This window comes from Pseudomonas sp. REB1044 (assembly GCF_038813925.1).
Taxonomy (GTDB): Bacteria; Pseudomonadota; Gammaproteobacteria; order Pseudomonadales; family Pseudomonadaceae; genus Aquipseudomonas; species Aquipseudomonas boreofloridensis.
This window is the reverse complement of the sequence record NZ_CP046139.1, coordinates 2,216,851-2,240,912: the sequence shown is the minus strand read 5'-3', so window position 1 is coordinate 2,240,912 and position 24,062 is coordinate 2,216,851. Positions and strand designations below refer to the sequence as shown.

21 protein-coding genes and 1 pseudogene are annotated in these 24,062 nt (G+C 58.5%); 12 read left to right on the top strand and 10 right to left on the bottom strand.

Translation table 11 applies throughout. The annotated features are described in order from the left end of the window. The first annotated feature begins 9 nt into the window (after positions 1-9). The 6 genes from nuoI to nuoN are packed head-to-tail and all read left to right on the top strand — an operon-like array spanning position 10 to position 6,299. On the top strand, positions 10-558 hold the full coding sequence (gene nuoI, locus GKC70_RS10475; RefSeq protein ID WP_016488223.1) for an NADH-quinone oxidoreductase subunit NuoI: 549 nt from the start codon (positions 10-12) through the stop codon (positions 556-558). Positions 559-568: 10 nt separating this feature from the next. Then, entirely contained in the window at positions 569-1,069 is a 501-nt protein-coding gene (nuoJ, locus tag GKC70_RS10470; RefSeq protein WP_039578378.1) for an NADH-quinone oxidoreductase subunit J, read from the top strand. 3 nt (positions 1,070-1,072) lie between these two features. After that, complete coding sequence (gene nuoK, locus GKC70_RS10465) at positions 1,073-1,381, top strand: NADH-quinone oxidoreductase subunit NuoK (protein ID WP_008096201.1); 309 nt, start codon at positions 1,073-1,075, stop codon at positions 1,379-1,381. Next, entirely contained in the window at positions 1,378-3,231 is a 1,854-nt protein-coding gene (gene nuoL / locus GKC70_RS10460; RefSeq protein WP_039578386.1) for an NADH-quinone oxidoreductase subunit L, read from the top strand. The genes nuoK and nuoL overlap by 4 nt, the downstream gene beginning before the upstream one ends. Before the next feature lie 58 nt (positions 3,232-3,289). Next, positions 3,290-4,822 (top strand): NADH-quinone oxidoreductase subunit M, encoded by a 1,533-nt coding sequence (gene nuoM / locus GKC70_RS10455; protein WP_029614118.1) that lies wholly within the window; start codon positions 3,290-3,292, stop codon positions 4,820-4,822. A 7-nt stretch (positions 4,823-4,829) separates the two neighbouring features. Continuing rightward, positions 4,830-6,299, top strand: coding sequence for an NADH-quinone oxidoreductase subunit NuoN (gene nuoN / locus GKC70_RS10450; RefSeq protein ID WP_029614119.1), 1,470 nt, complete (start codon positions 4,830-4,832; stop codon positions 6,297-6,299). A gap of 87 nt (positions 6,300-6,386) precedes the next feature. Here the strand turns inward: nuoN and GKC70_RS10445 are convergent, their stop codons facing one another. Further along, positions 6,387-8,183 carry a glycoside hydrolase family 15 protein gene (locus GKC70_RS10445; RefSeq protein ID WP_342651264.1) on the bottom strand — a complete coding sequence of 599 codons (1,797 nt, stop codon included), beginning with the start codon at positions 8,181-8,183 and terminating at the stop codon, positions 6,387-6,389. 189 nt (positions 8,184-8,372) lie between these two features. Here GKC70_RS10445 and GKC70_RS10440 point away from each other — a divergent pair, with 189 nt between their 5' ends. Further along, positions 8,373-10,202 carry an SLC13 family permease gene (locus GKC70_RS10440; protein ID WP_342651263.1) on the top strand — a complete coding sequence of 610 codons (1,830 nt, stop codon included), beginning with the start codon at positions 8,373-8,375 and terminating at the stop codon, positions 10,200-10,202. A 161-nt stretch (positions 10,203-10,363) separates the two neighbouring features. Next, positions 10,364-11,767, top strand: a complete 1,404-nt coding sequence (locus tag GKC70_RS10435; protein ID WP_342651262.1) for a diguanylate cyclase — start codon at positions 10,364-10,366, stop codon at positions 11,765-11,767. Between the two features lie 556 nt (positions 11,768-12,323). Here the strand turns inward: GKC70_RS10435 and GKC70_RS10430 are convergent. Together GKC70_RS10430 and GKC70_RS10425 are read right to left on the bottom strand one after the other, a co-directional pair. After that, complete coding sequence (locus GKC70_RS10430) at positions 12,324-12,677, bottom strand: SH3 domain-containing protein (protein ID WP_029614122.1); 354 nt, start codon at positions 12,675-12,677, stop codon at positions 12,324-12,326. A 41-nt stretch (positions 12,678-12,718) separates the two neighbouring features. Continuing rightward, on the bottom strand, positions 12,719-13,210 hold the full coding sequence (locus GKC70_RS10425; RefSeq protein WP_342651499.1) for a GNAT family N-acetyltransferase: 492 nt from the start codon (positions 13,208-13,210) through the stop codon (positions 12,719-12,721). A 156-nt stretch (positions 13,211-13,366) separates the two neighbouring features. On the opposite strand from GKC70_RS10425, the gene GKC70_RS10420 reads away from it, so the two are divergent. Continuing rightward, positions 13,367-13,912 (top strand): hypothetical protein, encoded by a 546-nt coding sequence (locus GKC70_RS10420; protein ID WP_342651261.1) that lies wholly within the window; start codon positions 13,367-13,369, stop codon positions 13,910-13,912. Between the two features lie 46 nt (positions 13,913-13,958). On the opposite strand, the gene GKC70_RS10415 is transcribed toward GKC70_RS10420, so the two are convergent. Both GKC70_RS10415 and GKC70_RS10410 read right to left on the bottom strand, forming a co-directional pair. Continuing rightward, on the bottom strand, positions 13,959-14,594 hold the full coding sequence (locus GKC70_RS10415; RefSeq protein ID WP_342651260.1) for a hypothetical protein: 636 nt from the start codon (positions 14,592-14,594) through the stop codon (positions 13,959-13,961). 241 nt (positions 14,595-14,835) lie between these two features. Then, the gene (locus tag GKC70_RS10410) at positions 14,836-15,480 is read right to left on the bottom strand and encodes a hypothetical protein (RefSeq protein ID WP_342651259.1); all 645 of its coding nucleotides are present in this window, start codon (positions 15,478-15,480) and stop codon (positions 14,836-14,838) included. Between the two features lie 751 nt (positions 15,481-16,231). On the opposite strand from GKC70_RS10410, the gene GKC70_RS10405 reads away from it, so the two are divergent. Next, positions 16,232-17,236 carry a hypothetical protein gene (locus tag GKC70_RS10405; protein WP_342651258.1) on the top strand — a complete coding sequence of 335 codons (1,005 nt, stop codon included), beginning with the start codon at positions 16,232-16,234 and terminating at the stop codon, positions 17,234-17,236. Between the two features lie 893 nt (positions 17,237-18,129). Here the strand turns inward: GKC70_RS10405 and GKC70_RS10400 are convergent. From GKC70_RS10400 to GKC70_RS10390, 3 genes are all read right to left on the bottom strand, one after another. Then, the gene (locus GKC70_RS10400) at positions 18,130-18,588 is read right to left on the bottom strand and encodes a hypothetical protein (protein ID WP_342651257.1); all 459 of its coding nucleotides are present in this window, start codon (positions 18,586-18,588) and stop codon (positions 18,130-18,132) included. 30 nt (positions 18,589-18,618) lie between these two features. Continuing rightward, positions 18,619-19,260, bottom strand: coding sequence for a hypothetical protein (locus GKC70_RS10395; protein WP_342651256.1), 642 nt, complete (start codon positions 19,258-19,260; stop codon positions 18,619-18,621). 142 nt (positions 19,261-19,402) lie between these two features. Further along, the gene (locus GKC70_RS10390; protein ID WP_342651255.1) at positions 19,403-20,368 is read right to left on the bottom strand and encodes an AAA family ATPase; all 966 of its coding nucleotides are present in this window, start codon (positions 20,366-20,368) and stop codon (positions 19,403-19,405) included. Positions 20,369-20,935: 567 nt separating this feature from the next. On the opposite strand from GKC70_RS10390, the gene GKC70_RS10385 reads away from it, so the two are divergent. Further along, positions 20,936-21,616 (top strand): hypothetical protein, encoded by a 681-nt coding sequence (locus GKC70_RS10385; protein ID WP_342651254.1) that lies wholly within the window; start codon positions 20,936-20,938, stop codon positions 21,614-21,616. A 164-nt stretch (positions 21,617-21,780) separates the two neighbouring features. On the opposite strand, the pseudogene GKC70_RS10380 reads toward GKC70_RS10385, so the two are convergent. Beyond that, positions 21,781-22,289 (bottom strand): annotated as a pseudogene (locus tag GKC70_RS10380) (IS5 family transposase); the annotation flags it as partial. 496 nt (positions 22,290-22,785) lie between these two features. Next, positions 22,786-23,736, bottom strand: a complete 951-nt coding sequence (locus GKC70_RS10375; RefSeq protein WP_342651253.1) for a hypothetical protein — start codon at positions 23,734-23,736, stop codon at positions 22,786-22,788. A 72-nt stretch (positions 23,737-23,808) separates the two neighbouring features. Between GKC70_RS10375 and GKC70_RS10370 the strand changes: the two genes are divergently transcribed. Continuing rightward, the gene (locus tag GKC70_RS10370) at positions 23,809-24,048 is read left to right on the top strand and encodes a hypothetical protein (RefSeq protein WP_342651252.1); all 240 of its coding nucleotides are present in this window, start codon (positions 23,809-23,811) and stop codon (positions 24,046-24,048) included. Positions 24,049-24,062: the final 14 nt, after the last annotated feature.

Here is a 24,062-nt window from a genome sequence, read left to right as displayed (position 1 = left end):
ATTTGACCCATGTTCAAGTATATCGGCGACATCGTTAAGGGCACCGGCACTCAGCTGCGCAGCCTGGCCATGGTGTTCTCCCACGGGTTCCGCAAACGCGACACCCTGCAGTACCCCGAAGAACCCGTGTACCTGCCGCCACGTTACCGCGGCCGCATCGTCCTGACCCGCGACCCCGATGGCGAGGAACGCTGCGTGGCATGCAACCTGTGCGCCGTGGCTTGCCCGGTCGGTTGCATTTCGCTGCAGAAGGCCGAGACCGAGGACGGACGCTGGTACCCGGAGTTCTTCCGCATCAACTTCTCGCGCTGCATCTTCTGCGGCTTGTGTGAAGAAGCGTGCCCGACCACCGCGATCCAGCTCACTCCGGATTTCGAAATGGCCGAGTTCAAGCGTCAGGACCTGGTGTACGAGAAAGAAGATCTGCTGATCTCCGGCCCCGGCAAGAACCCTGACTACAACTTCTACCGTGTTGCGGGCATGGCGATCGCCGGCAAGCCGAAAGGCGCCGCGCAGAACGAAGCCGAGCCGATCAACGTGAAGAGCTTGCTCCCATAAGGACAGAAAGATGGAATTCGCTTTCTACTTCGCATCCGGGATCGCCGTGGTTTCCACCCTTCGGGTGGTGACTGGGACCAACCCCGTGCACGCCTTGCTGTACCTGATCATTTCGCTGATCTCTGTTGCCATGATCTTCTTTGCCCTCGGCGCGCCATTCGCCGGCGCCCTGGAAGTGATCGCCTACGCCGGCGCCATCATGGTGCTGTTCGTCTTCGTGGTGATGATGCTCAACCTGGGACCGGCCTCGGTCGCCCAGGAACGCGGCTGGCTCAAGCCCGGCATCTGGGCGGGGCCGGTGATTCTCGCCGCACTGCTGTTGCTGGAACTGCTCTACGTGCTGTTCGTGGCACCTAGCGGCGCCGCCATCAGCGGCACCACCATCACCCCGAAAGAGGTCGGCATCAGCCTGTTCGGCCCCTACCTGCTGGTGGTCGAACTGGCCTCGATGCTGCTGCTGGCTGCGGCCGTCACTGCCTTCCACCTGGGCCGCAACGAGGCGAAGGAGTAAATCATGGGTGCTATCCCTCTCGAACACGGTCTGGCGGTCGCCGGCATCCTGTTCTGCTTAGGTCTGGTCGGGCTGATGGTCCGGCGCAACATCCTCTTCGTGCTCATGAGTCTGGAAGTCATGATGAACGCCTCTGCCCTGGCGTTCATCGTCGCGGGTGCCCGCTGGGTCCAACCCGACGGTCAGGTGATGTTCATTCTGGTGATCAGCCTGGCAGCCGCCGAGGCCAGCATTGGCCTGGCGATCCTGCTGCAACTGTATCGCCGCTTCCACACTCTCGACATCGATGCTGCCAGTGAGATGCGCGGATGAATCTTCTCTTCCTGACTTTTGTCTTCCCCTTGATCGGCTTCCTGCTGCTGTCGTTCTCGCGCGGGCGGTTCTCGGAGAACCTGTCCGCCCTGATCGGTGTCGGCTCGGTTGGCCTCTCGGCCGCCACCGCCGCCTACGTGATCTGGCAGTTCAACGTCGCCCCGCCCGCCGGTGGCGCGTACAGCCAGTTGCTCTGGCAGTGGATGTCGGTGGACGGCTTCGCGCCGAACTTCACCCTGTACCTGGACGGCCTGTCGGTCACCATGCTGGGTGTGGTCACCGGCGTGGGCTTCCTGATCCACCTGTTCGCCTCCTGGTACATGCGCGGCGAAGCCGGTTACTCGCGCTTCTTCTCGTATACCAACCTGTTCATCGCCAGCATGCTGTTCCTGATCCTGGGCGATAACCTGCTGTTCATCTACTTCGGCTGGGAAGGCGTGGGCCTGTGCTCGTACCTGTTGATCGGTTTCTACTACAGCAACCGCAACAACGGCAACGCTGCTCTCAAGGCCTTCATCGTCACCCGTATCGGCGACGTGTTCATGGCCATCGGCCTGTTCATCCTGTTCGCCCAACTGGGTACTCTGAACGTTCAGGAACTGCTGGTACTGGCGCCGCAGAAATTCCAGGCTGGCGACACCTGGATGGTCCTGGCCACCCTGATGCTGCTCGGGGGTGCGGTCGGTAAGTCGGCGCAGTTGCCGCTGCAGACCTGGCTGGCCGACGCCATGGCCGGTCCCACCCCTGTATCGGCACTGATCCACGCGGCGACCATGGTCACCGCAGGCGTCTACCTGATCGCCCGTACCCACGGTCTGTTCACCCTGGCCCCGGACGTGCTGCACCTGGTCGGCGTGGTGGGTGGTGTCACCTTGGTGCTGGCCGGCTTCGCGGCACTGGTGCAGACCGACATCAAGCGTATCCTCGCCTACTCCACCATGAGCCAGATTGGCTACATGTTCCTCGCCCTGGGCGTAGGAGCCTGGGATGCGGCCATCTTCCACCTGATGACCCACGCCTTCTTCAAGGCCCTGCTGTTCCTCGCTTCCGGCGCGGTGATCGTGGCCTGCCACCATGAGCAGAACATCTTCAAGATGGGTGGGCTGTGGAAGAAGCTGCCGCTGGCCTACGCCAGCTTCGTGGTCGGGGGCGCGGCACTGTCGGCCCTGCCGATCCTGACCGTGGGCTTCTACTCCAAGGACGAGATCCTCTGGGAAGCCTTCGCCAGTGGCAACACCAACCTGCTCTACGCAGGCCTGGTGGGCGCCTTCATGACCTCGCTGTACACCTTCCGCCTGATCTTCATCGCCTTCCACGGCGAGGCCAAGACCGAAGCCCACGCCGGCCACGGCATCAGCCACTGGCTGCCACTGGGCGTGCTGATCGTGCTGTCGACCTTCGTCGGTGCCTGGATCCATCCGCCGCTGGCCGGCGTGCTGCCGGAAAGCGCCGGCCACGCCGGTGGCGCCGCCAAGCACTCGTTGGAAATCGCCTCGGGCGCCATCGCCTTGGCGGGCATCCTGCTGGCCGCCGTGCTGTTCCTGGGCAAGCGTCGTCTGGTCACCGCCATCGCCCACAGCAGCATCGGTCGCGTACTGTCGGCCTGGTGGTTCGCGGCCTGGGGCTTCGACTGGATCTACGACAAGCTGTTCGTCAAACCTTACCTGCTGATCAGCCACCTTCTGCGCAAGGATCCGGTTGACCGTGGTATTGGCCTGATTCCTCGCATGGCTCGCGGTGGCCACGTCGCCATGAGCAAGACCGAGACCGGTCAGCTGCGCTGGTACACCGCCTCCATCGCCGTAGGTGCCGTCTTGGTACTCGGCGCCGTGATTGTGGCTGCGGTATGACCGTGAATATTGCGAACCTCGCGAACCTTGCGACTCTGCGAAAGGAAACGAACCCGTCATGATTCTGCCTTGGCTGATCCTGATCCCCTTCATCGGCGGCTTCCTGTGCTGGCTGGGTGAGCGCTTCGGCGCCACCCTGCCGCGCTGGATCGCGCTGCTGACCATGTCCCTGCTGCTCGGCATCGGCCTATGGCTGTGGGGCACCGGCAACTACACCCTGGCCCCCGCTCCGGGCGCCGAGCCCGCCTGGGCGCTGGAATACAAGGTCCAGTGGATCCAGCGCTTCGGCATCAGCATCCACCTGGCCCTGGATGGCCTGTCGCTGCTGATGATCCTGCTCACCGGCCTGCTCGGCGTGCTGTCGGTGCTGTGTTCTTGGAAAGAGATCCAGCGCCACGTCGGCTTCTTCCACCTCAACCTGATGTGGATCCTCGGTGGCGTGGTCGGTGTATTCCTGGCCCTGGACCTGTTCCTGTTCTTCTTCTTCTGGGAAATGATGCTGGTGCCGATGTACTTCCTCATCGCGCTCTGGGGTCACAGCTCGGCCGATGGCAAGAAGACCCGGATCTACGCCGCTACCAAGTTCTTCATCTTCACTCAGGCCAGTGGCCTGATTATGCTGGTGGCGATTCTTGGCCTGGTGCTGGTCAACTACAACACCACCGGCGTGATCACCTTCAACTACAGCGACCTGCTCAAGGCGCAGTTGCCGCCTGGTGTCGAGTACCTGCTGATGCTCGGCTTCTTCATCGCCTTCGCGGTCAAGCTGCCAGTGGTGCCGTTCCACTCCTGGCTGCCTGACGCCCACGCCCAGGCGCCGACCGCCGGCTCCGTGGACCTGGCCGGTATCCTGTTGAAGACTGCCGCCTACGGCCTGCTGCGTTTCGCCCTGCCGTTGTTCCCCAATGCTTCGGCCGAGTTCGCCCCCATCGCCATGACCCTGGGTCTGATCGGCATCTTCTACGGCGCCTTCCTGGCCTTCGCGCAGACCGACATCAAGCGCCTGATCGCCTTCTCCAGCGTCTCGCACATGGGCTTCGTGCTGATCGGCATCTACTCCGGCAGCCAGCAGGCCCTGCAAGGCGCGGTGATCCAGATGCTCGCCCACGGTTTGTCGGCCGCCGCGCTGTTCATCCTGTCCGGCCAGTTGTACGAGCGCCTGCATACCCGTGACATGCGCCAGATGGGTGGCCTGTGGCACCGCATCGCCTACCTGCCTGCCATCAGCCTGTTCTTCGCCGCCGCGTCGCTGGGCTTGCCAGGCACTGGTAACTTCGTCGGCGAGTTCCTGATCCTGATCGGCAGCTTCGCCCACGTGCCATGGATCACCGTGATCGCCACCACTGGCCTGGTGTTCGGTTCGGTCTACTCGCTGATCATGATCCACCGCGCCTATTTCGGTCCGAGCAAGGCTGACACCGTCTTGGCCGGCATGGACACTCGCGAGCTGATTATGGTGCTGGGTCTGGCGGCACTGCTGGTCCTGCTGGGCGTGTATCCGCAGCCGTTCCTCGACACCTCTGCCGCCACCATGAGCGGTGTGCAGCAGTGGCTCGGTTCCGCTTTCACTCAACTCGCTTCGGCCCGGTAAGAGCGCTATGGAATTCACCACTCAACACTTCATCGCATTGGCGCCGATGCTGATCACCACCCTCACCACGGTGGTGGTGATGCTGGCGATCGCCTTCAAGCGCAATCACTCGCAGACCTTCCTGTTGTCGACGGTGGGCCTGAACCTGGCCCTGCTGTCGATCCTGCCCGCCTTGAAAGTGGCACCACTGGCGGTCACCTCCCTGGTGACCATCGACAAGTTCGCCTGCCTGTACATGGCGATCGTCCTGGTGGCGACCCTGGCCTGCGTGACACTGGCCCACGCCTACCTGGGCGAAGGCGCCAAAGGTTTCCCAGGCAACCGTGAAGAGCTGTACCTGCTGCTGCTGATGTCGGCCCTGGGCGGTCTGGTGCTGGTCAGTGCCAACCACCTCGCCGGCTTGTTCATCGGTCTGGAACTGCTGTCGGTTCCGGTCTATGGCCTGGTGGCGTATGCCTTCTTCAACAAGCGCTCACTGGAAGCCGGCATCAAGTACATGGTGCTGTCGGCCGCGGGCTCGGCCTTCCTGCTGTTCGGCATGGCGCTGCTGTACGCCGATGCCGGCAGCCTGACCTTCGACCAGTTGGGCAAGGCTTTGGCCGCGACCAGCATGCCGAGCCTGCTGGCCCAGCTGGGCCTGGGCATGATGCTGGTTGGCCTGGCCTTCAAGCTGTCGCTGGTGCCCTTCCACCTGTGGACCCCGGACGTCTACGAAGGCGCTCCGGCGCCAGTGGCCGCGTTCCTGGCCACCGCCAGCAAGGTCGCGGTATTTGCCGTGGTGGTACGTCTGTTCATGCTCTCCCCTGCTGCCAGCAGCGGCGTGCTGAGCACCGTACTGGCGGTGATCGCAGTAGCCTCGATTTTGGTCGGCAACTTGCTGGCACTGACCCAGAGCAACCTCAAGCGGCTGCTTGGTTACTCATCCATCGCCCACTTCGGCTATCTGCTCATCGCCTTGGTGGCGAGCAAAGGCCTGGCGATGGAAGCCATGGGCGTGTATCTGGTCACCTACGTGATCACCAGCCTCGGCGCCTTCGGCGTGATCACCCTGATGTCCTCGCCCTACGCCGGCCGTGACGCCGACGCGCTGTACGAGTACCGCGGCCTGTTCTGGCGTCGTCCGTACCTGACGGCGGTGTTGACCGTGATGATGCTGTCGCTGGCGGGTATTCCGCTCACGGCAGGCTTCATCGGCAAGTTCTACATCATCGCCACCGGTGTGCAATCGCAACTGTGGTGGCTGGTCGGGGCCCTGGTGATCGGCAGCGCCATCGGCGTCTACTACTACCTGCGGGTCATGGTCACCCTGTACCTGGCCGAGCCGAACCTGCGCAGCCACGATGCACCGCTGCGTTGGGAACAACGTGCCGGTGGGGTGATGCTGCTGGCCGTGGCGATCCTCGCCTTCGTGCTGGGCGTGTACCCGCAGCCGCTGCTGGACCTGGTCCAGCAGGCTGGACTGCACCTGGTCGGTTGATACACTGACCGCAAGACAAGACACCCCGCTTCGGCGGGGTGTCTTGTTTCAGGAGCAGGCGCTGCGCCGGGCATCGTTCAGCCGAGGTCAAGCGCTGCTCGCGCGATCCCTTGCCGGACACTGCGCCCTGTGCAGATTGAGCGCGGTGTTGATGATACCGATGTGACTGAAGGCCTGGGGGAAGTTACCCAGCATGCGCTGCCCGATCGGATCGTATTGCTCGGCCAACAGACCGACGTCGTTGCACAGTCCGGTCAAATGGTCATACAGCGCCTGGGCCTGCTCCTGGCGCCCCAGCAGCACATAGACGTCCGCCAGCCAGAACGAACAGACCAGGAAGGTACCTTCCCCAGGTGTCAGGCCATCGCCGCCACTGTCGGTGTCGTAGCGCAGCAACAGGCCGTTGTTCATCAGCCGCTGCTCGATCTGCTCGAGCGTGCGCAAAAAGCGCGGATCCTCGGCAGGCAAAAAACCGGTGAGCGCAATCTGCAACAGGCTGGCATCCAGATCCTTGGAGCCGTAGGCCTGGACGAAATGCTGACCACTGGCATCGAGTCCCTGTTCACAGACCTCGCGATGAATCTGCTCGGCCACCCGCCGGTAATGCTGTCCCTGCTCGCGGCCCTCTTCGGTGGTTTCAGCCAGACTCGCCGCGCGGTCGAAGGCGACCCAGGCCATGACCTTCGAATGCACAAAGTGCTGGCGCCCGCCGCGCACCTCCCAGATGCCCTCGTCCGGTTCACGCCAGATGCTCTCGACATAGGGCATGATCAACCGCGCGATGGCGGCGCTGCGCGGGTGTCGTGGTAGACCTCCTTTGAGCGCCTGACTCATGGCATCGGCCACCTCGCCATAAATGTCCAGTTGCCGCTGCCCGGAGGCGGCATTGCCGACCCTCACGGGACTGGAATGCTCATACCCGGCCAGCCAGGGCAAGGTGAACTCGGCCAGGTCGCGCTCGCCCGCCAGGCCATACATGATCTGCATCTGTTCCGGATTGCCGGCCACCGAGCGCAGCAGCCATTCGCGCCACGCCTGGGCTTCGTCGAAGTAACCGAGGTTCATGAACGCCAGTAGGGTCATGGTCGCATCGCGCAGCCAGCAGAACCGGTAGTCCCAATTGCGCTCGCCGCCGATACGCTCGGGTAACGAGGTGGTGGCCGCAGCGACGATCCCACCGGTCGGGGCGTAGGTCAGCGCCTTGAGGGTCAACAGCGAACGACGCACCCGCGCGCTGTTCGGGCCGATGTCGGGGCAACGTGCAGCGAATGACTGCCAGTGACTGATGGTGTGGGCCAGCGCCTCGTCGGCGTCGAAGTCCGCCTCGTCCGGCAGGTGCGAAGGCTGATGACGCAAGGCGAAGACCTGGCGTTCGCCCGCGCCGACACGGAATCGGCAGACGCTGTGGTGGTCCATGGCATGCAAACCCACCGTGCTACGCAGGATAAGCCGGTCGGGCCCGGCGACCGCGCTGAGACTCAGCGGATCGAGCCGCTCCACCCACGGCACGCTGCGGCCATAATCGAAGCGCATTACCAGATCGAGTTCGAAGTGCGTCTGCCCGGAAATGCCCTCGACGATACGCACTACGGCGTTCTGTTCGCCCATGGGCATGCAATCCAGCACCCGCGCCTGACCTGCGGCGGTGGTCCATACGGTTTCCAGCACCAGCGTGTCATCCAGGTAGCGCCGCGTGCACTGCTGCACAGGATCGCTGGGCGCCAGGCGCCAGCGTCCGTTCTCCTCATTACCCAACAGTGCAGCAAATACCGCAGGTGCGTCGAAACGCGGCAGGCACAACCAGTCGATCGAGCCATCGCGGCTGACCAGAGCGGCGCTGCGGCAATTTCCGAGCAAAGCATAGTCTTCGATGTGCGCGGGCATTGGGGCTCCTTGGGAAAGCGCTTCGGTTCGTTCTGCGTGTGACCACGACAACGTCCGCTTTGCGCCATCGATCGAGGCGCGGGCTGGTCAGCCAGACAAATCCTGCAGCACGTCAACGACGCCTGTCGGTGCACATGGCACACTGTGGCGCTTCATTCCCTGTTCAACCGTGAAGGATCACCCTGCCCCATGTCCTCTGACCTGCTACTGGTCCTCGGCCTGCTCGCTGTCGTCGTCACCCTGTTCATCGTCAACCGTCCGCGCATGGACGTGGTGGCGCTGCTGGTGATTCTGTTCCTGCCACTCTCCGGCATTCTCACCGTCGAACAGGCCCTGGCAGGCTTCAGCGATCCGAACGTGGTGCTGATCGCGGCCTTGTTCGTGATCGGCGAGGGCCTGGTGCGTACTGGCATCGCCTACCGTATCGGCGAGTGGATGAGCGAACGCGCCGGTCGCAGCGAGGCGCGCCTGCTGGTGCTGCTGATGGTGGCGGTGGCCGGGCTTGGTGCAGTGATGAGTTCCACGGGCGTGGTGGCGATCTTCATCCCGGTGGTGCTGAGCATTGCCGCGCGCCTGAAGCTGTCGCCCAGCCGGCTGATGATGCCGTTGAGCTTCGCCGGTCTGATCAGCGGCATGCTCAGCCTGGTGGCGACGCCGCCCAACGTGGTGGTGCACAGCGAACTGGTGCGCCATGGCCTGGCCGGTTTCAGCTTCTTCAGTTTCACCCCTTTCGGGCTGGTGGTGCTGGTGCTCGGCATTGGCTACATGCTGCTGACTCGCCATTGGCTCAACGGTGAGGTACGCAAGGACGGACGCAGCGAGACTCGCCGGACCCTGCTCGACCTGGTGCTGGACTACAAACTCAGTGGTCGCGAGCGCCGCCTGCGCATTCGCCCGCACTCGCCCCTGATCGGGCATACCCTCGGCGAACTCGAACTGCGGACTCGACACGGCGCCAATGTGGTCGGTATAGAACGCCAGCACAAGTTCACCACCCGGGTGATCGCTGCTGATTCCGGCACTGTGCTGCATCAAGGCGATGTGCTGCTGCTCGATCTGTTCGCCAATCACGACAACCTGCGCAGCCTGTGCCAGGCCATGCAACTCGAACCCCTGCATTTCAAGGCCGCCTACTTCATCGATCAATCGCAGGAAGTGGGCATGGCTGAGGTATCACTGCCGCCGGGTTCGCAACTGATCGGCAAAAACCTCCTCGAACTGAGCTTCCGTAGCCGCTACAGCCTCAACGTGGTCGGCCTGCGCCGCGAGCAGAACGCAGTGCAGACGCCCCTGGTAGAAGAGAAGCTGCGCCTGGGCGATACCCTGCTGGTCATCGGCCCGTGGAAATCGGTACGCCAGTTGCAAGCCGAGCCTCGGGACTTCATCGTCCTGAGCCTGCCCGCAGAAGTCGACCAGGTGGCGCCAGCTCGCGCCAGGGCGCCCCAGGCGCTGGCCAGCCTGGCGGTGATGATCGCCTTGATGGTGAGTGGCTTGGTGCCCAATGTCATCGCGGCACTGATCGGCTGTCTGCTGATGGGCGCCGGGCGGTGTATCGACATGAACAGCGCCTATCGTGCCATCCACTGGCAGAGCTTGGTATTGATCGTCGGCATGCTGCCGTTCGCCCTGGCCCTGCAGAAGACCGGCGGTATCGATCTGGCGGTAACGGCGCTGGTGAGTCTGCTCGGTGGCGCCGGGCCGCAGGCCATACTCGCCTGCCTGTTCGCCCTTACGGCGCTGATCGGCTTGTTCATCTCCAATACCGCCACCGCAGTGTTGATGGCCCCGGTGGCAGTCAGCACGGCGCAACAACTAGGCCTGTCGCCCTATCCCTTCGCCATGATCGTGGCCTTGGCTGCCTCGGCAGCCTTCATGACGCCCGTCTCCTCACCGGTCAACACCTTGGTGCTGGGGCCCGGGCAATACCGCTTCGCCGATTTCGTCAAAGTGGGCGTGCCGTTCACACTGTTGGTCATGGTCGTCAGCGTGGTCATGGTGCCCTGGTTTTATGCTCTGTAGCGCACAACGCTCAAACTCGAGCTGCGATGAACGGATATCACCGAGGATGGGTGCCAAATAATATCCAATTGACATCAATTCATCGCTTGAACCACACTTCACGCCGTGCCCCAGGTGTTGCCGCAGTCGTCCTGGTCTACTTCTCGCTTGTGGTCGAACTCATGGTTTTTCCAGCCCATTCGCGCCTGTTGCCTGCGTTGCTGCTGTTCGGTCTGACCTTCGCCTTGACCCTTGGGGGTATCCTGGCCCGGCCGATCGAATCGCTGTCGCTGTTCTGGCCTGTGAATGCGGTGCTGGCCGGAGTGCTGCTCCGCCATCCTCGCCACGGCAGTTTCGTCGGCATTGCGCTGATGTACCTGGCGATGGTGGGTGCCGATCTGCTGTGCGGCAGTCAGTGGTATCCGGCACTGTGGTTCAATCTGTGCAATGTTGGCGCAGTCATCACCTTCTGGCGTCTGTTGGTCAACTTGCCGCGCCAGCATCGGCGTCTACGCACCCCTCATGGCGTACTGCGCACGTTCGCCGCCTGTGCGGCCGGCGCGATGGTCGCCGCCACGCTCGCCTGCCTGATGGCAACACCCTGGTTCGACCAATCGCTGCGCTCGACCTGGATGGCCTGGTTCAGCGAGCAGTTCTCCACCAGCGTGCTGGTCTTGCCGATCATGCTCACCGCGCCTTCCCTGCCTGCCCTGCTGCGCAGCAGTGGCCAGCGGATCAGCCTGTCTCCCCTGCTCATGCTGCTGGCCTCGTTGGCCCTGAGCATCGGCTTCGGCGGTCCGGGTGCGATCGCCTTCCCGATCTCGGCCCTGCTGTGGTGCGCCCTGAGCTATTCACCCTTCCTGCTTTCGCTGTTGACCCTGACCGCAGGAAGCACGTTGATCGTGGCGGTGGCGCAGAACCTCATGCACTTCAGCATGCCGCAGAGCCAGGCCGGAGTGACCGCCTTGATGTCCGCACGGTTGGGCATCGCCATGCTGGTGCTCGGCCCGTTGATCGTGGCATGTATCAGCCACGCCAACCGCGCGCTGCTGGCGCGCCTGGCTCACCAGGCGAACGTCGATCACCTCACCGGTGCCCTCACCCGCAGTGCTTTCACCCGACAAGCGAACGCCTTGCTGGAAGGCCGTCGACAGCACAGTCAGAGGCTGCCTTTGACCCTGATGATGCTCGACATCGACCATTTCAAGGCGATCAACGACCGGCATGGCCATGCGGTTGGAGATCAGGTTCTGCGTGAATGCGCCCAGGTACTGCAGGCGCAGTTGCATGACGGCGAACTGCTTGCCCGCCTGGGCGGCGAGGAGTTCGCAATCGTCGTGCCGGGGCTGGTCCCGGAACAGGCCAGCTTCACCGCCGAACGCTTGCGCCGCGCCGTTCAGGAGTTGCAGGTGCGTGAGGGCGAAGAGCAACTGCGCGTCACCGTGAGCATCGGCATCAGCGGTTGCAGCGATCAGCGCCCGGCCTCCAGCCTGGACAACCTGCTGGCCGACGCCGACCAGGCCCTGTATCGGGCCAAAGCTCAAGGTCGCAATCGGGTGGAGCAGGCCCAGCGCCAGGTGATTTGAATCGCCGGCCGCCTGAGCGGTATCAGGAGCCGTCACACCGCTGAGCTACCCCTCACACGCTGTACAAATTCTGCTCAATCTAACGAAGCCCGCTCCGCCTCTGGCCTCCAGCGCTTTATCCACAGACCTGCCCACGTTTTCTGTGGACAGAATTCCCAGGCAGGAGAACGACTTATCGCACAGCGTCCGTCGCTGATGCTTTTTCAGTGAGACAACTTCACGCACAAACGCCGCGAGCCCGTCTCAACCAGAGACAGGCTCGAAAGGCTGTAGTAAAGGGAGTTTCAACTCGGAGGAATGGTGCCCAGCAGGCCAATCGCAATTGTCAGCAGCAGGAAACCACCCAGGAAAAACGCAAGCTTGCCCATTGGAACCTCGAGACAGTAGGGACTGATTGGCGGAGCTGCCCACTACGGTTGCGGTGCAGCCCCGCTTGCCCTGCGCATGATGCTTGGCACTACAGGGCTTGGGGGCTATTGTCAGGCCTGCACTGATACGGTTACAGATTCAGCTTTGCGGAAAAAAAGCATATCAGATGCGGTGCGGCACACGCCTTTCAGTCCAGTCGACGCAACTTGTGCATCGGCAGCCAGCCCAGCTCGCCATTGCGCTGCCTGCGGCACCACAACCAGCCATTGAGAGGCCGCAACCCGACCATGACCTGACCGGGATCGACGTCCAACTCATGCGCCGAATACGGCTCCAACGCCCTGCCCTCGCCGACTCCCAGGCGCTCTATCACCTGCGCTGGTACCCATCCCGCCTCCTGGCCTGCGCAGTGGCACAGGTACCAATCCTCCCAGCCTTTGTCTCCCTCATAGCGCTGACCGATCTGCAAGCGCACGCCCTGTGCGAAGCTGATGGGTTTCGGATACTCGCTGCGATGCCTTTCGATGACCACGTAGTTCACACGCCACTCCTTGGCTGAATGAGAAGATGCCCAACGTCGGTTTACAGTGCCATGACCATTTCGTGCCAGGCCATCCCGCCATGCTCGGAGCTGGACGGCTGCACATAGCGATAGCCCATCTTTTCGTAAAGACCAACATGTCGATCCTTACACATCAGATGAATGGTCGACTTGCCGCGCTCACGCATCTGCTCGACGAAGCGCTCCATCAACTGCGCGGCCAGTCCACGCCCCTGGAACGCCGGATCGACCACTACCGACATGATCACCACATTGGCAGCCTGCGCATCATGCCCGATCAGCTCTTTGAACGCCTCGTCGGACATCACGACTTCATGGGCGCAACCACTGTTGATGAAGCCGGCGATCTGGCCGTCCAACTCCAACAGCAAAAACCCTTCAGGGTACTGGGCGATACGGGTGGCGATCTTTTCACGGGTGGCGGCTTCATCGCCTTCGTATGCGCTGGTTTCTATCTGGTAGCAGCGATCCGTGTCGGCAGGCGTGGCGCAGCGCAAACGAATGGCGGTCATGACGTTTTCCCTGTTGCGAATTTCGGAGGTCGACATCCTAACCGCAGCGGCGCCGTCACGCATCGTCATATACCGCGAAGGCCTGCTTATAGTGGTTGATAGCTCAGTGCTATCTATCGATAATCTCGCGCCTTAACCTGATAGCAAGGATCCGCTGTGAGAAAACTCTACCTGACCCTGCCGTTCTGTGCCCTTCTGCTACAAGGATGCGGTGTAACCATGGCCCGCTACGAACCCGACTTCCAAAACGTTCAGCAACTGAAGCAGCATGCCCCGTTGCAGCATGTGCGCGACGCTCAAGTCAACGCCGATGCCGGACAGGATTCGCTGAGGGTTCGCCTGAATCCGATCTCGTCACCCATTGGCAGTATCCCTGCGCATGTACAAACGGCTATCAACGACGAGTTGCGCCGCGCAGGCCTGCTCGATCCCAAGGCGGACCGCGAGTTGCACGTCCAGTTGACCAAGAGCCAACTGACTGCCGGCCTTGCCAATGGCGAAGGTGAACTGGCTGCCCGATTTACCCTTCGCCGAGGCGGACAGGTCGTTTATGAGGCGACCAAAGACGTGACCCGCGAATGGGATAGCAGCTTCTTCGGTCCAATTGCCATCCCAGCCGCTGCCAACAACTACAACCCAATGTTGCAGGCATTACTCAAGAGTTTGTACAGCGACCCGCAATTCATCCGGGCGATGAAATAGGCCTACGCCCTCAAGAAAAAGAGCCGCAAAAGCGGCTCTTCTTGTATCAGGCGCGCGGTGTGCGGCCTTCAATCGACGAGTACTTGGTCCGATTCTTTTCAACCCAGCTTTTCAGCAGTGCGTTGACCTGACGGGCGAATGTATCACTCACAGCCGCCTTTGGTGTATTTCCCGCCAAAGGCAGGAACCAGATACCCATCCAAGTGTTGATAGCATCGTGGTTGGAAGACTTGGCCAGCGCCTGACCGCGATCATCCAGCGTTTCGAGCGTCATGGTGTACTGGTCGGTGGCCAGCGCGGGAATGATCGTCAGGGTCAAGCCGCTGATGAACGCAAATGCCGCTTGTCCACCACTCGGCGTATGGTTGTAGACCTTCAACCGTAAACGGTCATCACCCGGTTGACGCTCGAACTCATCGAGTGTCACCCGACCGAACAGGCCAGATTCAGTGAGGATACGTTTGAGCTCGGGCTTGAGCATGTCTCGGGCTTGAGGCACTTCGTTGGCCTTGGCATAACCAGGGTCTCCCTGGAAGAAGTCGAAGTCTACATAGACGTTCGGCTTGTTCGAGTAGCTGGCCATCGAAGGCAAGTCTACGTGGGGTACTTCATCCTTGGTGAAACTGGCACATCCACCCAGCGTGACGACCATCGCCAGCCCCAGGGCTTTTAGAAATTGCATATCGACTTCCTTGCTTGATGACTACGACCCCTTTGAAGGGGGCTGCATTTTAGAAGGTCGGACGAAAAATGCAAAATCATGCCGTCTAAGTTTTGGCTGAGTAGGACATCGTGACCCTGAGCATCTTACTGCAAAGGGGTAGAAAAGAGCGCGGACATCCATTTTAAGGAATACAGGTGGTCTAAAAAACCACTCGGGTCGTGAAGCCGAGTGGTTTTTCGGATCAGTTGGGGGGAGCTGATTAGTTAGTGATCATCAAATCCAAGCTGGTGGCATCACAGGAGTGATCTGCTTTCTTGTTGATTGCTAGATAGATGGCTGAGCCCTGATCCACACCGACATTAGCGGCTTTAATCACCGAACTACCGCCATTCGGAAGGTTCCCGCTTTGAATCGGTACATCGCCCAAATTCAAGGTCCAGGAGATTCCATCGCCGCAGGCATCATGGAGGTCGTTGATCCGACCCAGCACGTTGATGCTGCCATGAATGGGACTGGTCCAGCGGACAATGGTCTCGCTGTTGGAACCTGGATGGGTGACCACGTCGCCCTGCTTGAAGACGAAGCTTCCGCCACTACCGGTAAAGGTGAAGCTTTTTTTGATGATGTTGATATAGGCACCGGTGCTTGCGTCTCTCCAGCACGTTAAATTGGCACCGTTACATGTATCCGCGACGAATGTCGGGAGGGGCGTGTAGTTGGCTGACAGACTCTGTGCCGTTTTATTCTGCATGAACGACCATGGCGAGCCGGGGGCCGCGCGCTCCGTTGCAATGTACATGTCGCGAGCCAAGTTCCAGGACTGTGCAGTTGCTGCCCATAGAGGGGGCGCGCTAACACCGCAAAACAGCACAGCGGAAAGAATGATACTTTTTGCAATTTCCATAAATTTGCCTCGGTGTCGGTAAGAGAATTGATGCTGTTGTACGGTCAATGCCGCATTCAATTCGCTCGCTGGCGATCACTCGAGGCTCAAGGCCTTCGCCCAGAATCACTGCTCGTGTACATGGGAAAGAGACAGGATTGTCTCAGAGTAAAACTGTACATGCAACCAGTATTCAATCCGTGCTTGCCTTGGTCGGCGTCGTATCAGGGTTGAGCCTGCGGACATTACGGATCCATTGATTGCCTGACAGGGACACTCAACCCAACGGCCGAGCTAGGGCTGGCCTCTTGAGTACATAAATCCATCGAATGGCAACAAAGCATTATTCCTGTCCGTAAACGCAAAAACCCCCGATTTCTCGGGGGTTTGAATATGGCGGAAGCGTAGAGATTCGAACCCTTATCCTAGGCTCCTACCTACAGACTTAATTTCTGATCGGTAGCTCGACGTCCTTTATAGACTGTAAGCTAGCAAAACCGGGTCTTCCGCGCAAGCTTCAGGATTTTCGCAAGCGTGCAGTCGACTGCATACTGCTGAGTGCCAGGCCAAGGACAGTTTTAAAGGGTAAATGGATGGCAGAGCACGCGAGAGAATGCTGCAAGCCTCAGAAACAAGCGAACAGGATCCAGAGCCTTCCCCAGCTGAATGATGTTACTTCCGCCTTCGCGTTGACCTCCGCCGTCTGTCGCCCCCTCTCAAACTCCGTAACCGGGTCGCGGTGAAAGCCCCACGAAATCTAATGGAAATCACCATGAAAATTTTCACAGACAGGGACAGAGCAGCTCTTAAAGCAGCAATCCCAAAGCTCGCGCCACTTGTAGGTGCAGATAAGTTCGTAGGGGCCTATGAGGCCTTCAAAATCCTCGTAGATTCCCGAAGAGAAGAAAGGGTCAACCGATACTGCTTAGCGCTGCTTTCAGAACTCGACGAGGTGGATCTACAGGAAATAAACTCAGGGGATGAAAATCTGGACATCGACTTCGGGGATTTGCTGCAGAGCTGCATGGATGACAGTGACAGTAGAAAAACCGAAGCCTACGCTCGCCTCACTGTCGCTATACGCTTGCGCAATCTCGACGCCGAATACAGGCGATACTTCATCCTTGCACTGAAGCAATTGAGCTCTAAGGAGCTCGGCCTGCTTCAGCAAGGCTACGTTGCCAGACATTGGGAGATCGTCCCTGAAGAGGGGTTCGATGTTCTCAATCAGGCGACCGTGTATAACCCGAAAAAGCTCGGAATCATCGGTGGCCTGTCTGTAGACGTCTTCCGGCGGCTCGGATTCTTAGACGACGACGGAATCACTGCTCTCGGAGTGATATTTGCCGAATCCACGCATTCGAAAGACGATCTGACTCCAGACGCTCTCGAATGGAGAGTCTGGCAGGAAAACCCGATAGCAGTGGTGGTAGGTGACCCTCGAAAGGTAGTCCCCTTCAAGGAGGCAATGAAAAATCACCGAGTGAAAGTGAGTGAGCTAGCCGACTCAGTGCTGGGTGGCGCTCGTAACGACCGCGTAGCGTTCAATGCGGTAGCTTTCCTTGGCCCGTTCGGCAGTTGGTCACACAACCAAAGAATGAAATGGTCTGGCTACACAGATAAGTATCCGAGCCAGTGCATGCTGATCGACGCAGAGGGAGGCTCCCTTAACGGACGATACTGTAAGACTTTTAGCGTCCACGACCCACTGGACGAGACGGCAAGATCAATGCTGCGCCACTACAATTACATCGTTGACGACCCGATCATTCCATAGGTATGTGCCACCCGTGGTGTAGCCACAAACGCAACATCGATGGCAGCAGCTATGAGCTCCACAGGCACACAAAGCATGACCCGGCAGCGAGCTGCCATGAAGCCGCCCTGATGGAGCATTTGCACCGTGGCTTTAAGACGGGATCGATACCGACAGTGGGCTACATGGCCCCCTCGCTGGCCCAACAAAATATCGGGCAGTTTCTGATCAGCGAGACAACTGGCAACAGCCGCGTCAGTTCAACGGCGGGTTGCCGGCTGCGGTCGTCGCTGCCTATCTGCAATCATCGTCCCTACCCGTCTGCCATCATAGTCCACCCACCCGTTAAGATGCCCAAGGCTCGACATTGCGCCATGACGACTGGAAAATGCAGGTTGTCGAAAATCCACCGATCGCCAAGATCAAGCATCGCGCCCAGCGTGGAGCTGAAGGATAAAGGGCTTATCTGAGGCCTTGCTTGCACACGGGCGGGAACCTCCCGCCCATATGCGCGTACTTCATAGCGCGACAATCCACTCCAAGACCTCACATCTCACTTGGCTGAACTGGGCCTAAAACTCTCCATAGGTGATGTCTGACGCCTGCCACATCAATACCAAGGTAACGAGTTTCACCACCGCTAACTACGCCTCCGGTTGGCGACCGGCCTGTTCTCATACCCCGCGAAATGGTCGATTGAATCAACTGTGGCATGGTGCGATCAGGGAACTCGTAAACGCAAAGCATTCATGGCCTCCAATAACTGGACGACATCATCAACCAAGCCCGCATCAAAATCTTCTCGATCGATTTCCTCATGGGTGCCCTTGTTCAGATACCTCCAGATCAAGGTCTGCTCGCCGATTCCGAGGATTCGAACCAGTGCATCGATCAGTGGCTGCTTGTCTGCATGCTCAAACGTGTTGGCTCCTCGAAGCTTTGAACAGATAGATGCGGAGGTTACTCAGGCCAGGTTGATCTCCGTCACGAGCCAGCTGGACGGTCAAGACACCCTGACTGCATCTTCCCAACCACTTCCAAATTTTCAGCGTGAGCATTTCCAATGCCTGACGGGAGAACTGAAGTGCTGCCCTATGGTCACCACGATTGACTGCAGCCCTGGCCAACAAAAGGTAAGCCTGATGTGGGACGTTGCGCATCACTCTCGGGTGATAATTCCCCTGATGGTGCATGAACGCATAGGCCAACCATTGGTTCTGACCGACGTGATTCTGAATGTCCTTGATGAATTCGTTGCTGTGACACGTAATTATGATCTGGGTATTCGCGAAGCGCTCGCTCTCGAATAGAGCCTCCCGGATCCCTTGACGATGCTCATGGTCGATCGCATTGATGGCGTCGTCGAAGATCACAGTAGGCGCCTGGATGCTCGATGCCTTGGCTCACAGAATCGCAAGCCCCAAGCATCGGACATGGCCCTCACTGAGCACCTGGAGAGCATCGACTCGGCGTCCTCGCGCCCCACGGAAGCAGAGTTCTATTCGACCTTCACCAGTTAATGGCAGGTGCAGTTCAGCGAGTTTGTCTTCCTCTGCATCTCGCACGTTGAACTCGTTGTAGAGATCCAATGCTTGCGCGTTCAAGCCGGCCATCAATGTGCCAGGCAACTCGGATCGATGCCTTCGCAACAAGGCCAAAAACTCGGCATAAGCCGCCTGGATTCGCACCTCAGCGGCAATCAGGTCGCGCTCTACAGCAGCCGCTGCGATCAGCACAGCGTTCTGCACCTCGAACTCACCAATGCGTTGTCTTGCAGCGTCGACAAGCACCTGTGCTTGCTGCATCCTGGCCGCATGCTCTGCCAGTGCTATTCGAGCGCTGTTCAGACGATCTCGTTCAGCGACTAGGGTCTGCCTATGTGCAAGACTCTGCTGAGTGATGACATCTTCTTGCTCCAATGAACCAGCCCAATCCACCGCTTGTTGCGCAATTGACGGAGCGCCCTCGATTTGGCTGTAGACCAGCTGCCACCATGCTGTGTCTGCGAACCACACCAGGGGCAGCCAAGTAGCGTGATACCGCATTGTCGCGCTCCGTTCTTGGGGTTGCACGTTGAGAGAAGTAGGCCATATAAGCACCCAGGGCATCCGAGGCAGCTCTTCGTTGCCCTATAGCTGTGTGGTATCTCTGCTGCAGTGCCGTCAGCTCGCGCATCCGCTCCAAGCCTTACTCAGCCTTTTGGTAAGGGTCGACATGTACGTGAGGAACCCCTTGCAGTGGCGTGTCGCACGCTGGGCAGCGATCGGGTGAAATGGCCTGTACACGCTGAACAGCATTGAACAAAGCTTGGTAAGCAACATCGCTGTGTTGCTGTGCAAGGTGTTGCGACAGCGCTTCAACCGCAGCGTGGGCCGCATCAGCTGCCTGATAGGCGGCCAAAAGTTTTTGCGGGCTAATGCCGTACAGCATGGGCGGAGGCTGATTGAGCGCAAGCTCTACCTCTTGGAGCCGTCCTGGAACACCAAACAGCCCAACGGCTTCTTGAAGCTGCCGGTAGGACATGCCAGCCGCAAATTGTTGGGCGTACGTCTCCTCAACCCGCTGGAACTCCGCTCCGGCCATCACCGCGCCGGCCACAACCCCCATGTCATTGGCAATTGAGTTTTGCCGAAGACTCAGCTCCTGCCCCTTCAGTGGAGTCAGGTTCAGCTGATCGGTCAGCGCCTCGTTGAACTGTCCCACGAACTCGTTGTAATGATCCATCCCGAACAGAGCGGCTATGAGTTCGGTCTTCTGGCCGGCAGGCTTGGCTGCAATCCGTGAAAAGGAGTCGATCCGATTTTTCTCGATGAAGCAGAATCTGTAAGCGTCCGCATTAGAAGCGATCTCCGTGGGCTGCCCAGCCAAATTCAAGCCCCGGAGCTGGGGAGCCACAAAACGTTCCTCATGAATATTGCGCAGGTACTGCCCAGCATCGATACGCTTCTGGGCACCTTCATCCACGGCCCCCAGCAATGCGTATTCCAGGGCTTCACACAGGCTGGTTTTTCCGCTGCCGTTAGGCCCATAGAACAGAATCAGGCGCTTGGTGAGATCAAACGTCTCGGGGCTTCGAAACCCTCGAAACGGGCCAATCGTCAGCTCAGAGAGGCTTCGCCAACTCCAGCCGTCCCCTCCCGTGATGGCATTCAACCAGGGCAATGTCGGGTTAATCTGAGCAAGTTGACCCCGTGCAAGTTCAACGATACGAATTGCCCGCTGACTGCGATTTGGGACGTAGCACTGATTGTATCGAAATGCTGCAGCACCAAATTACCCATGCGCCGCGCGTCATCCGATGCAGCAGTCGCAGGTTCGTGAAGCCAACGTAAGAAATGCTGATAGTCGTGTTCCGCAGATGCCATCCGTGCCTCCCAGGCTCAATCTCAATCTTTGCTAGCTCTGTCGTGGGGCGTTACTTAGGAGCCCCACAGCCACAAAGTTCTCGGTGCGCACCTCATGATAGCAACGCGCCAGAACTGTATCGCTCGGGAGCTTGGACGCTCAGTCGATTGTGTATTGTGAGCCTAATACCCGCCACAGCAACCTCAGTCATGATCCGTTGGTTACATATACATCCAAGGCGAACTCAAAAGGTATGATGGGGAGGATTTCATCTTGGGCTCGAATATGACCACTAGCACCGCAACACTGGAATGGCGTTATCAACCGCCTGACCTTCTTAGAGAGACTCACACCATGGAGGCCCACGGAGCAATCATGGTGATCCAGGACGGGGTAGCCCGGGCTGATTTGGACGCTGTTACCTACCAGACTGACAGCGGGATAGCAGAAAGGCTGTTGAGAACGATCCGAGCACGCCTGGCCCCCTACGAGTTCACGCGTGTGGAGCCGATACACATAGATTCCAACCCAACGCTTACGATCACTCATCAAGACGGCCAGCCACGCGAGATCCACCTGCAGTCGTCATTCGCCAGCATCCGAATCACAGACCACGTTGAGATCCAAATTTACCGCAACGGGGTACTGATTCAGGACACCGCACAAGAGGGTCGAGATCGTCGTCAGTCCGAAGCAGAATTGCTATCGAGGCATGCAGATGACGATCTGCTCAGTCGATTGCTGGCAAGCAAAAGCGCTTCTAAGAGCAATCCAAGCGACGAGTTCACCCATCTCTACGAAATCCTAGAAGCCCTACAAAGCAAGTTCGTGAAACCGGCGACATTGATCAACGAGCTTGGGATCGAGAAAGCGAAGGTTCGCAAATTCCATTCAGTCTGCAATGACCCATCAACTGCCAGCCGCCACCGAGGGCTGGCAAAAGGCCCGTTGAAAGAGCCCAGCGCTGATCAGTACCACCATGCTCGAACCTTCGCTTGGGACATGATTCTTTCCTACGCGCAGTGGTTGGAAAAGAAATCGGCGCAGCCTGACTGACGCTCGTGGCGTCAGCGTTCGCAAGCGCTTTACGGTGCTGAAGGCCCTAAGGGCGAGCCAGCCTTTGAGCGTCCATGTCACATTCAAGTACAGAACGAGGTTGCTCGCTGCCCTCCACTGCACGGACTTAAAGATCACGCCATATCTTAACTTAGAGTGCGTGGCTAGGCTCTGTATGAGAAGAGATGTCGCAAACACCGGATGGAGCAAGCCGATGAGACCATTGCGGCATTGCTTTTCGCGAGCTTGTCGAAGCGTGTCACAATCCGCCGCTTCTCTTTCAGCCAGCCAAACATGCGCTCGATGATATTGCGCTGTCGGTACTTTGGCCGATCAAACAGTCTGAATAAGCCAGCTTGGGCTAGCGCTTCATCGATCGCATCGGAACGACGGGCTGCATTCGATATCGGTCGCAGTAGGGGCGCAACGCTTCTGCGTCGCGGCCCTTGTTGGCAAGCAACCACTCGCAGCGTTTACGCGGACGGCCACGTTGGCCCGATGAAATGCTGACTTCGTCCAGCAGTGGTTGTTCGCAGCTGATGTCACTGGCCTGACCGCCAGAGAGAAGGAAGTGCAACGAAGTCCCGTTGGCGTCGCAGAGCATGTGGATTTTGGTTGTCAGGCCGCCGCGACTGCGGCCTAGAGCGTGATCGGCAGGCTCGCAAGGCCTCCCCTACATCCGGAATTCCTGGGGAAATGCGGAGCAACCAGTGGGGGGTTGAGCAGGTGGCATTGCTACGCGATAAACTGGGTGCGAAACCAAAACTGATCGCCCTGGGACAGTTGGCAGATGGGCGCCTGAGCACATCTCCTCACTCATCCAATGCTCACCCAAGGCAAGGGCACTGGATCAAGAAAGGTGCTCTATGAGCGCCTTGTACGCGAGCTATTTGATAGCATCCTTGAGATCATCATATCCCTTCAAGCGAGCAAACTGATCAACCCTCTTTCCATGATCCCCAATAATTCCATACAGGAAGAAATCTTTACACGACTCATTAGTGCGCCGAATAACGCCCTCGACGATTGAGCGCTTTATAATCATGGTTGGATTGGTAGGTGAATCCATATTAGCGATGGCACGAACAGGGTCATAATATTTATTCCCCTCACCATCACAAAAATATTATTCAGATAGTAAACAATATCCATCAGACTCAGGAATGTCATCAGTCGAAACCCCGAATAAACAACGCTTTCGCCCTGATAACTTTCCGTGTAGCTTGATGTCGATGCGAACAGATTATAAAGCATGGCCAAAACGAGAGAATCCATTGGCGAAGGCCGATATACCTTACCCTCTTTACTGACCAACTCAACACTTTGGAGCCCCCCAGATCTTGACGGGTTTCACCAAGCCCTTCTTTAGTCTTTGAGTAGCGCCTGACCAGCGTAAAGCTGCTATTGGTCATGATAGAATAGTTATCAAACAGCAGATGACCGATACTACTCACATAATCCGAGGTATCAATCCGATTTTTCTTGTAAAGATCATCGGCAGTAACCAGCACCCAGAATGCGTGGTTTGTTGCGACAGTGAACCTAATTGCATAAATCAATGGCATACCATAGCGATCAGCAAATCGCTTGCGCCTGTCGATGTCAGTCCGGCTACATTTAAACTTAAGCTTTTCCGTGCTTTTGACTTCAATCATGCAATTGAAAGGTGGGGACTCGTAGCTGCTCACTCCAGAAAAGAATGAGCCTGGATGGAACGTAGCCTGAAAATCAGGGGTAATCTCGTCTGCATTTGTGATGGGTGTTTGATTGAGCGGAGTGATGGAAGCGCAGCATTCTAGCATTTTGCAAAGCGTTGCGAAGTCGTCTTCTTGAGACAAGCTGTTTATTATTCTATTTATGTTTGCAATGTTCTCATTCGGCACCAATTTCCTGAGAATTACCTCGAAGTTCTCCTTTGATGTCACCCCCTTGATTTCTTTGACCCTTTTGGCCAATTCAACATCCGATACATCCTGATTGACCTGTGTCATAATCTGCGGTAGTCCTTCACTCAGCGCCAGTTTAGGTGAATTCTTGCCACGCAGACCTGCGCAAGTCAAGTCACTTCTGAACGAGGGAAATCCGTAACCTGCCGAAGTCTTTACACCGAAGCCTGTCACCTTCAAGCATTTTGCGCAGCGCTGCAACAGAAAGAAGAATAACGATCATCTTAACCCAGAAAGGATACACCTATGTTCAAATGGATGAGAAACCGCTCCAAGCCCCGTGAAATTTTAGTTGAGACACTGATAGAGTTTGTCAGAAGATCTCTGCTGCCCTCGATCAGCAGCGTGGTGACAAAATCGCTGCTCTATGTCGGAGCGTCACTGATGGCGTGGCCGTTAATTGAAAGTATTTTCCTCTCCGGTATTCTAAAAAATTCACTGGAATTGACTTGGGGATCGCACCACCAGGCCCTGGATCTTATATAGCCGGCGCAGTACTT

Bases quoted from the DNA above. Each gene is read 5' to 3' on its own strand.
- GKC70_RS10435 (WP_342651262.1), top strand. From the start codon at position 10,364: ATGGTTTTTCCAGCCCATTCGCGCCTGTTGCCTGCGTTGCTGCTGTTC.
- GKC70_RS10385 (WP_342651254.1), top strand. From the start codon at position 20,936: ATGGTGATCCAGGACGGGGTAGCCCGGGCTGATTTGGACGCTGTTACC.
- GKC70_RS10395 (WP_342651256.1), bottom strand. From the start codon at position 19,260: ATGCGGTATCACGCTACTTGGCTGCCCCTGGTGTGGTTCGCAGACACA.
- GKC70_RS10415 (WP_342651260.1), bottom strand. From the start codon at position 14,594: ATGCAATTTCTAAAAGCCCTGGGGCTGGCGATGGTCGTCACGCTGGGT.
- GKC70_RS10370 (WP_342651252.1), top strand. From the start codon at position 23,809: ATGTTCAAATGGATGAGAAACCGCTCCAAGCCCCGTGAAATTTTAGTT.
- nuoL (WP_039578386.1), top strand. From the start codon at position 1,378: ATGAATCTTCTCTTCCTGACTTTTGTCTTCCCCTTGATCGGCTTCCTG.
- GKC70_RS10405 (WP_342651258.1), top strand. From the start codon at position 16,232: ATGAAAATTTTCACAGACAGGGACAGAGCAGCTCTTAAAGCAGCAATC.
- GKC70_RS10410 (WP_342651259.1), bottom strand. From the start codon at position 15,480: ATGGAAATTGCAAAAAGTATCATTCTTTCCGCTGTGCTGTTTTGCGGT.
- GKC70_RS10445 (WP_342651264.1), bottom strand. From the start codon at position 8,183: ATGCCCGCGCACATCGAAGACTATGCTTTGCTCGGAAATTGCCGCAGC.
- nuoM (WP_029614118.1), top strand. From the start codon at position 3,290: ATGATTCTGCCTTGGCTGATCCTGATCCCCTTCATCGGCGGCTTCCTG.
- nuoJ (WP_039578378.1), top strand. From the start codon at position 569: ATGGAATTCGCTTTCTACTTCGCATCCGGGATCGCCGTGGTTTCCACC.
- GKC70_RS10425 (WP_342651499.1), bottom strand. From the start codon at position 13,210: ATGACCGCCATTCGTTTGCGCTGCGCCACGCCTGCCGACACGGATCGC.
- nuoN (WP_029614119.1), top strand. From the start codon at position 4,830: ATGGAATTCACCACTCAACACTTCATCGCATTGGCGCCGATGCTGATC.
- nuoK (WP_008096201.1), top strand. From the start codon at position 1,073: ATGGGTGCTATCCCTCTCGAACACGGTCTGGCGGTCGCCGGCATCCTG.
- nuoI (WP_016488223.1), top strand. From the start codon at position 10: ATGTTCAAGTATATCGGCGACATCGTTAAGGGCACCGGCACTCAGCTG.
- GKC70_RS10440 (WP_342651263.1), top strand. From the start codon at position 8,373: ATGTCCTCTGACCTGCTACTGGTCCTCGGCCTGCTCGCTGTCGTCGTC.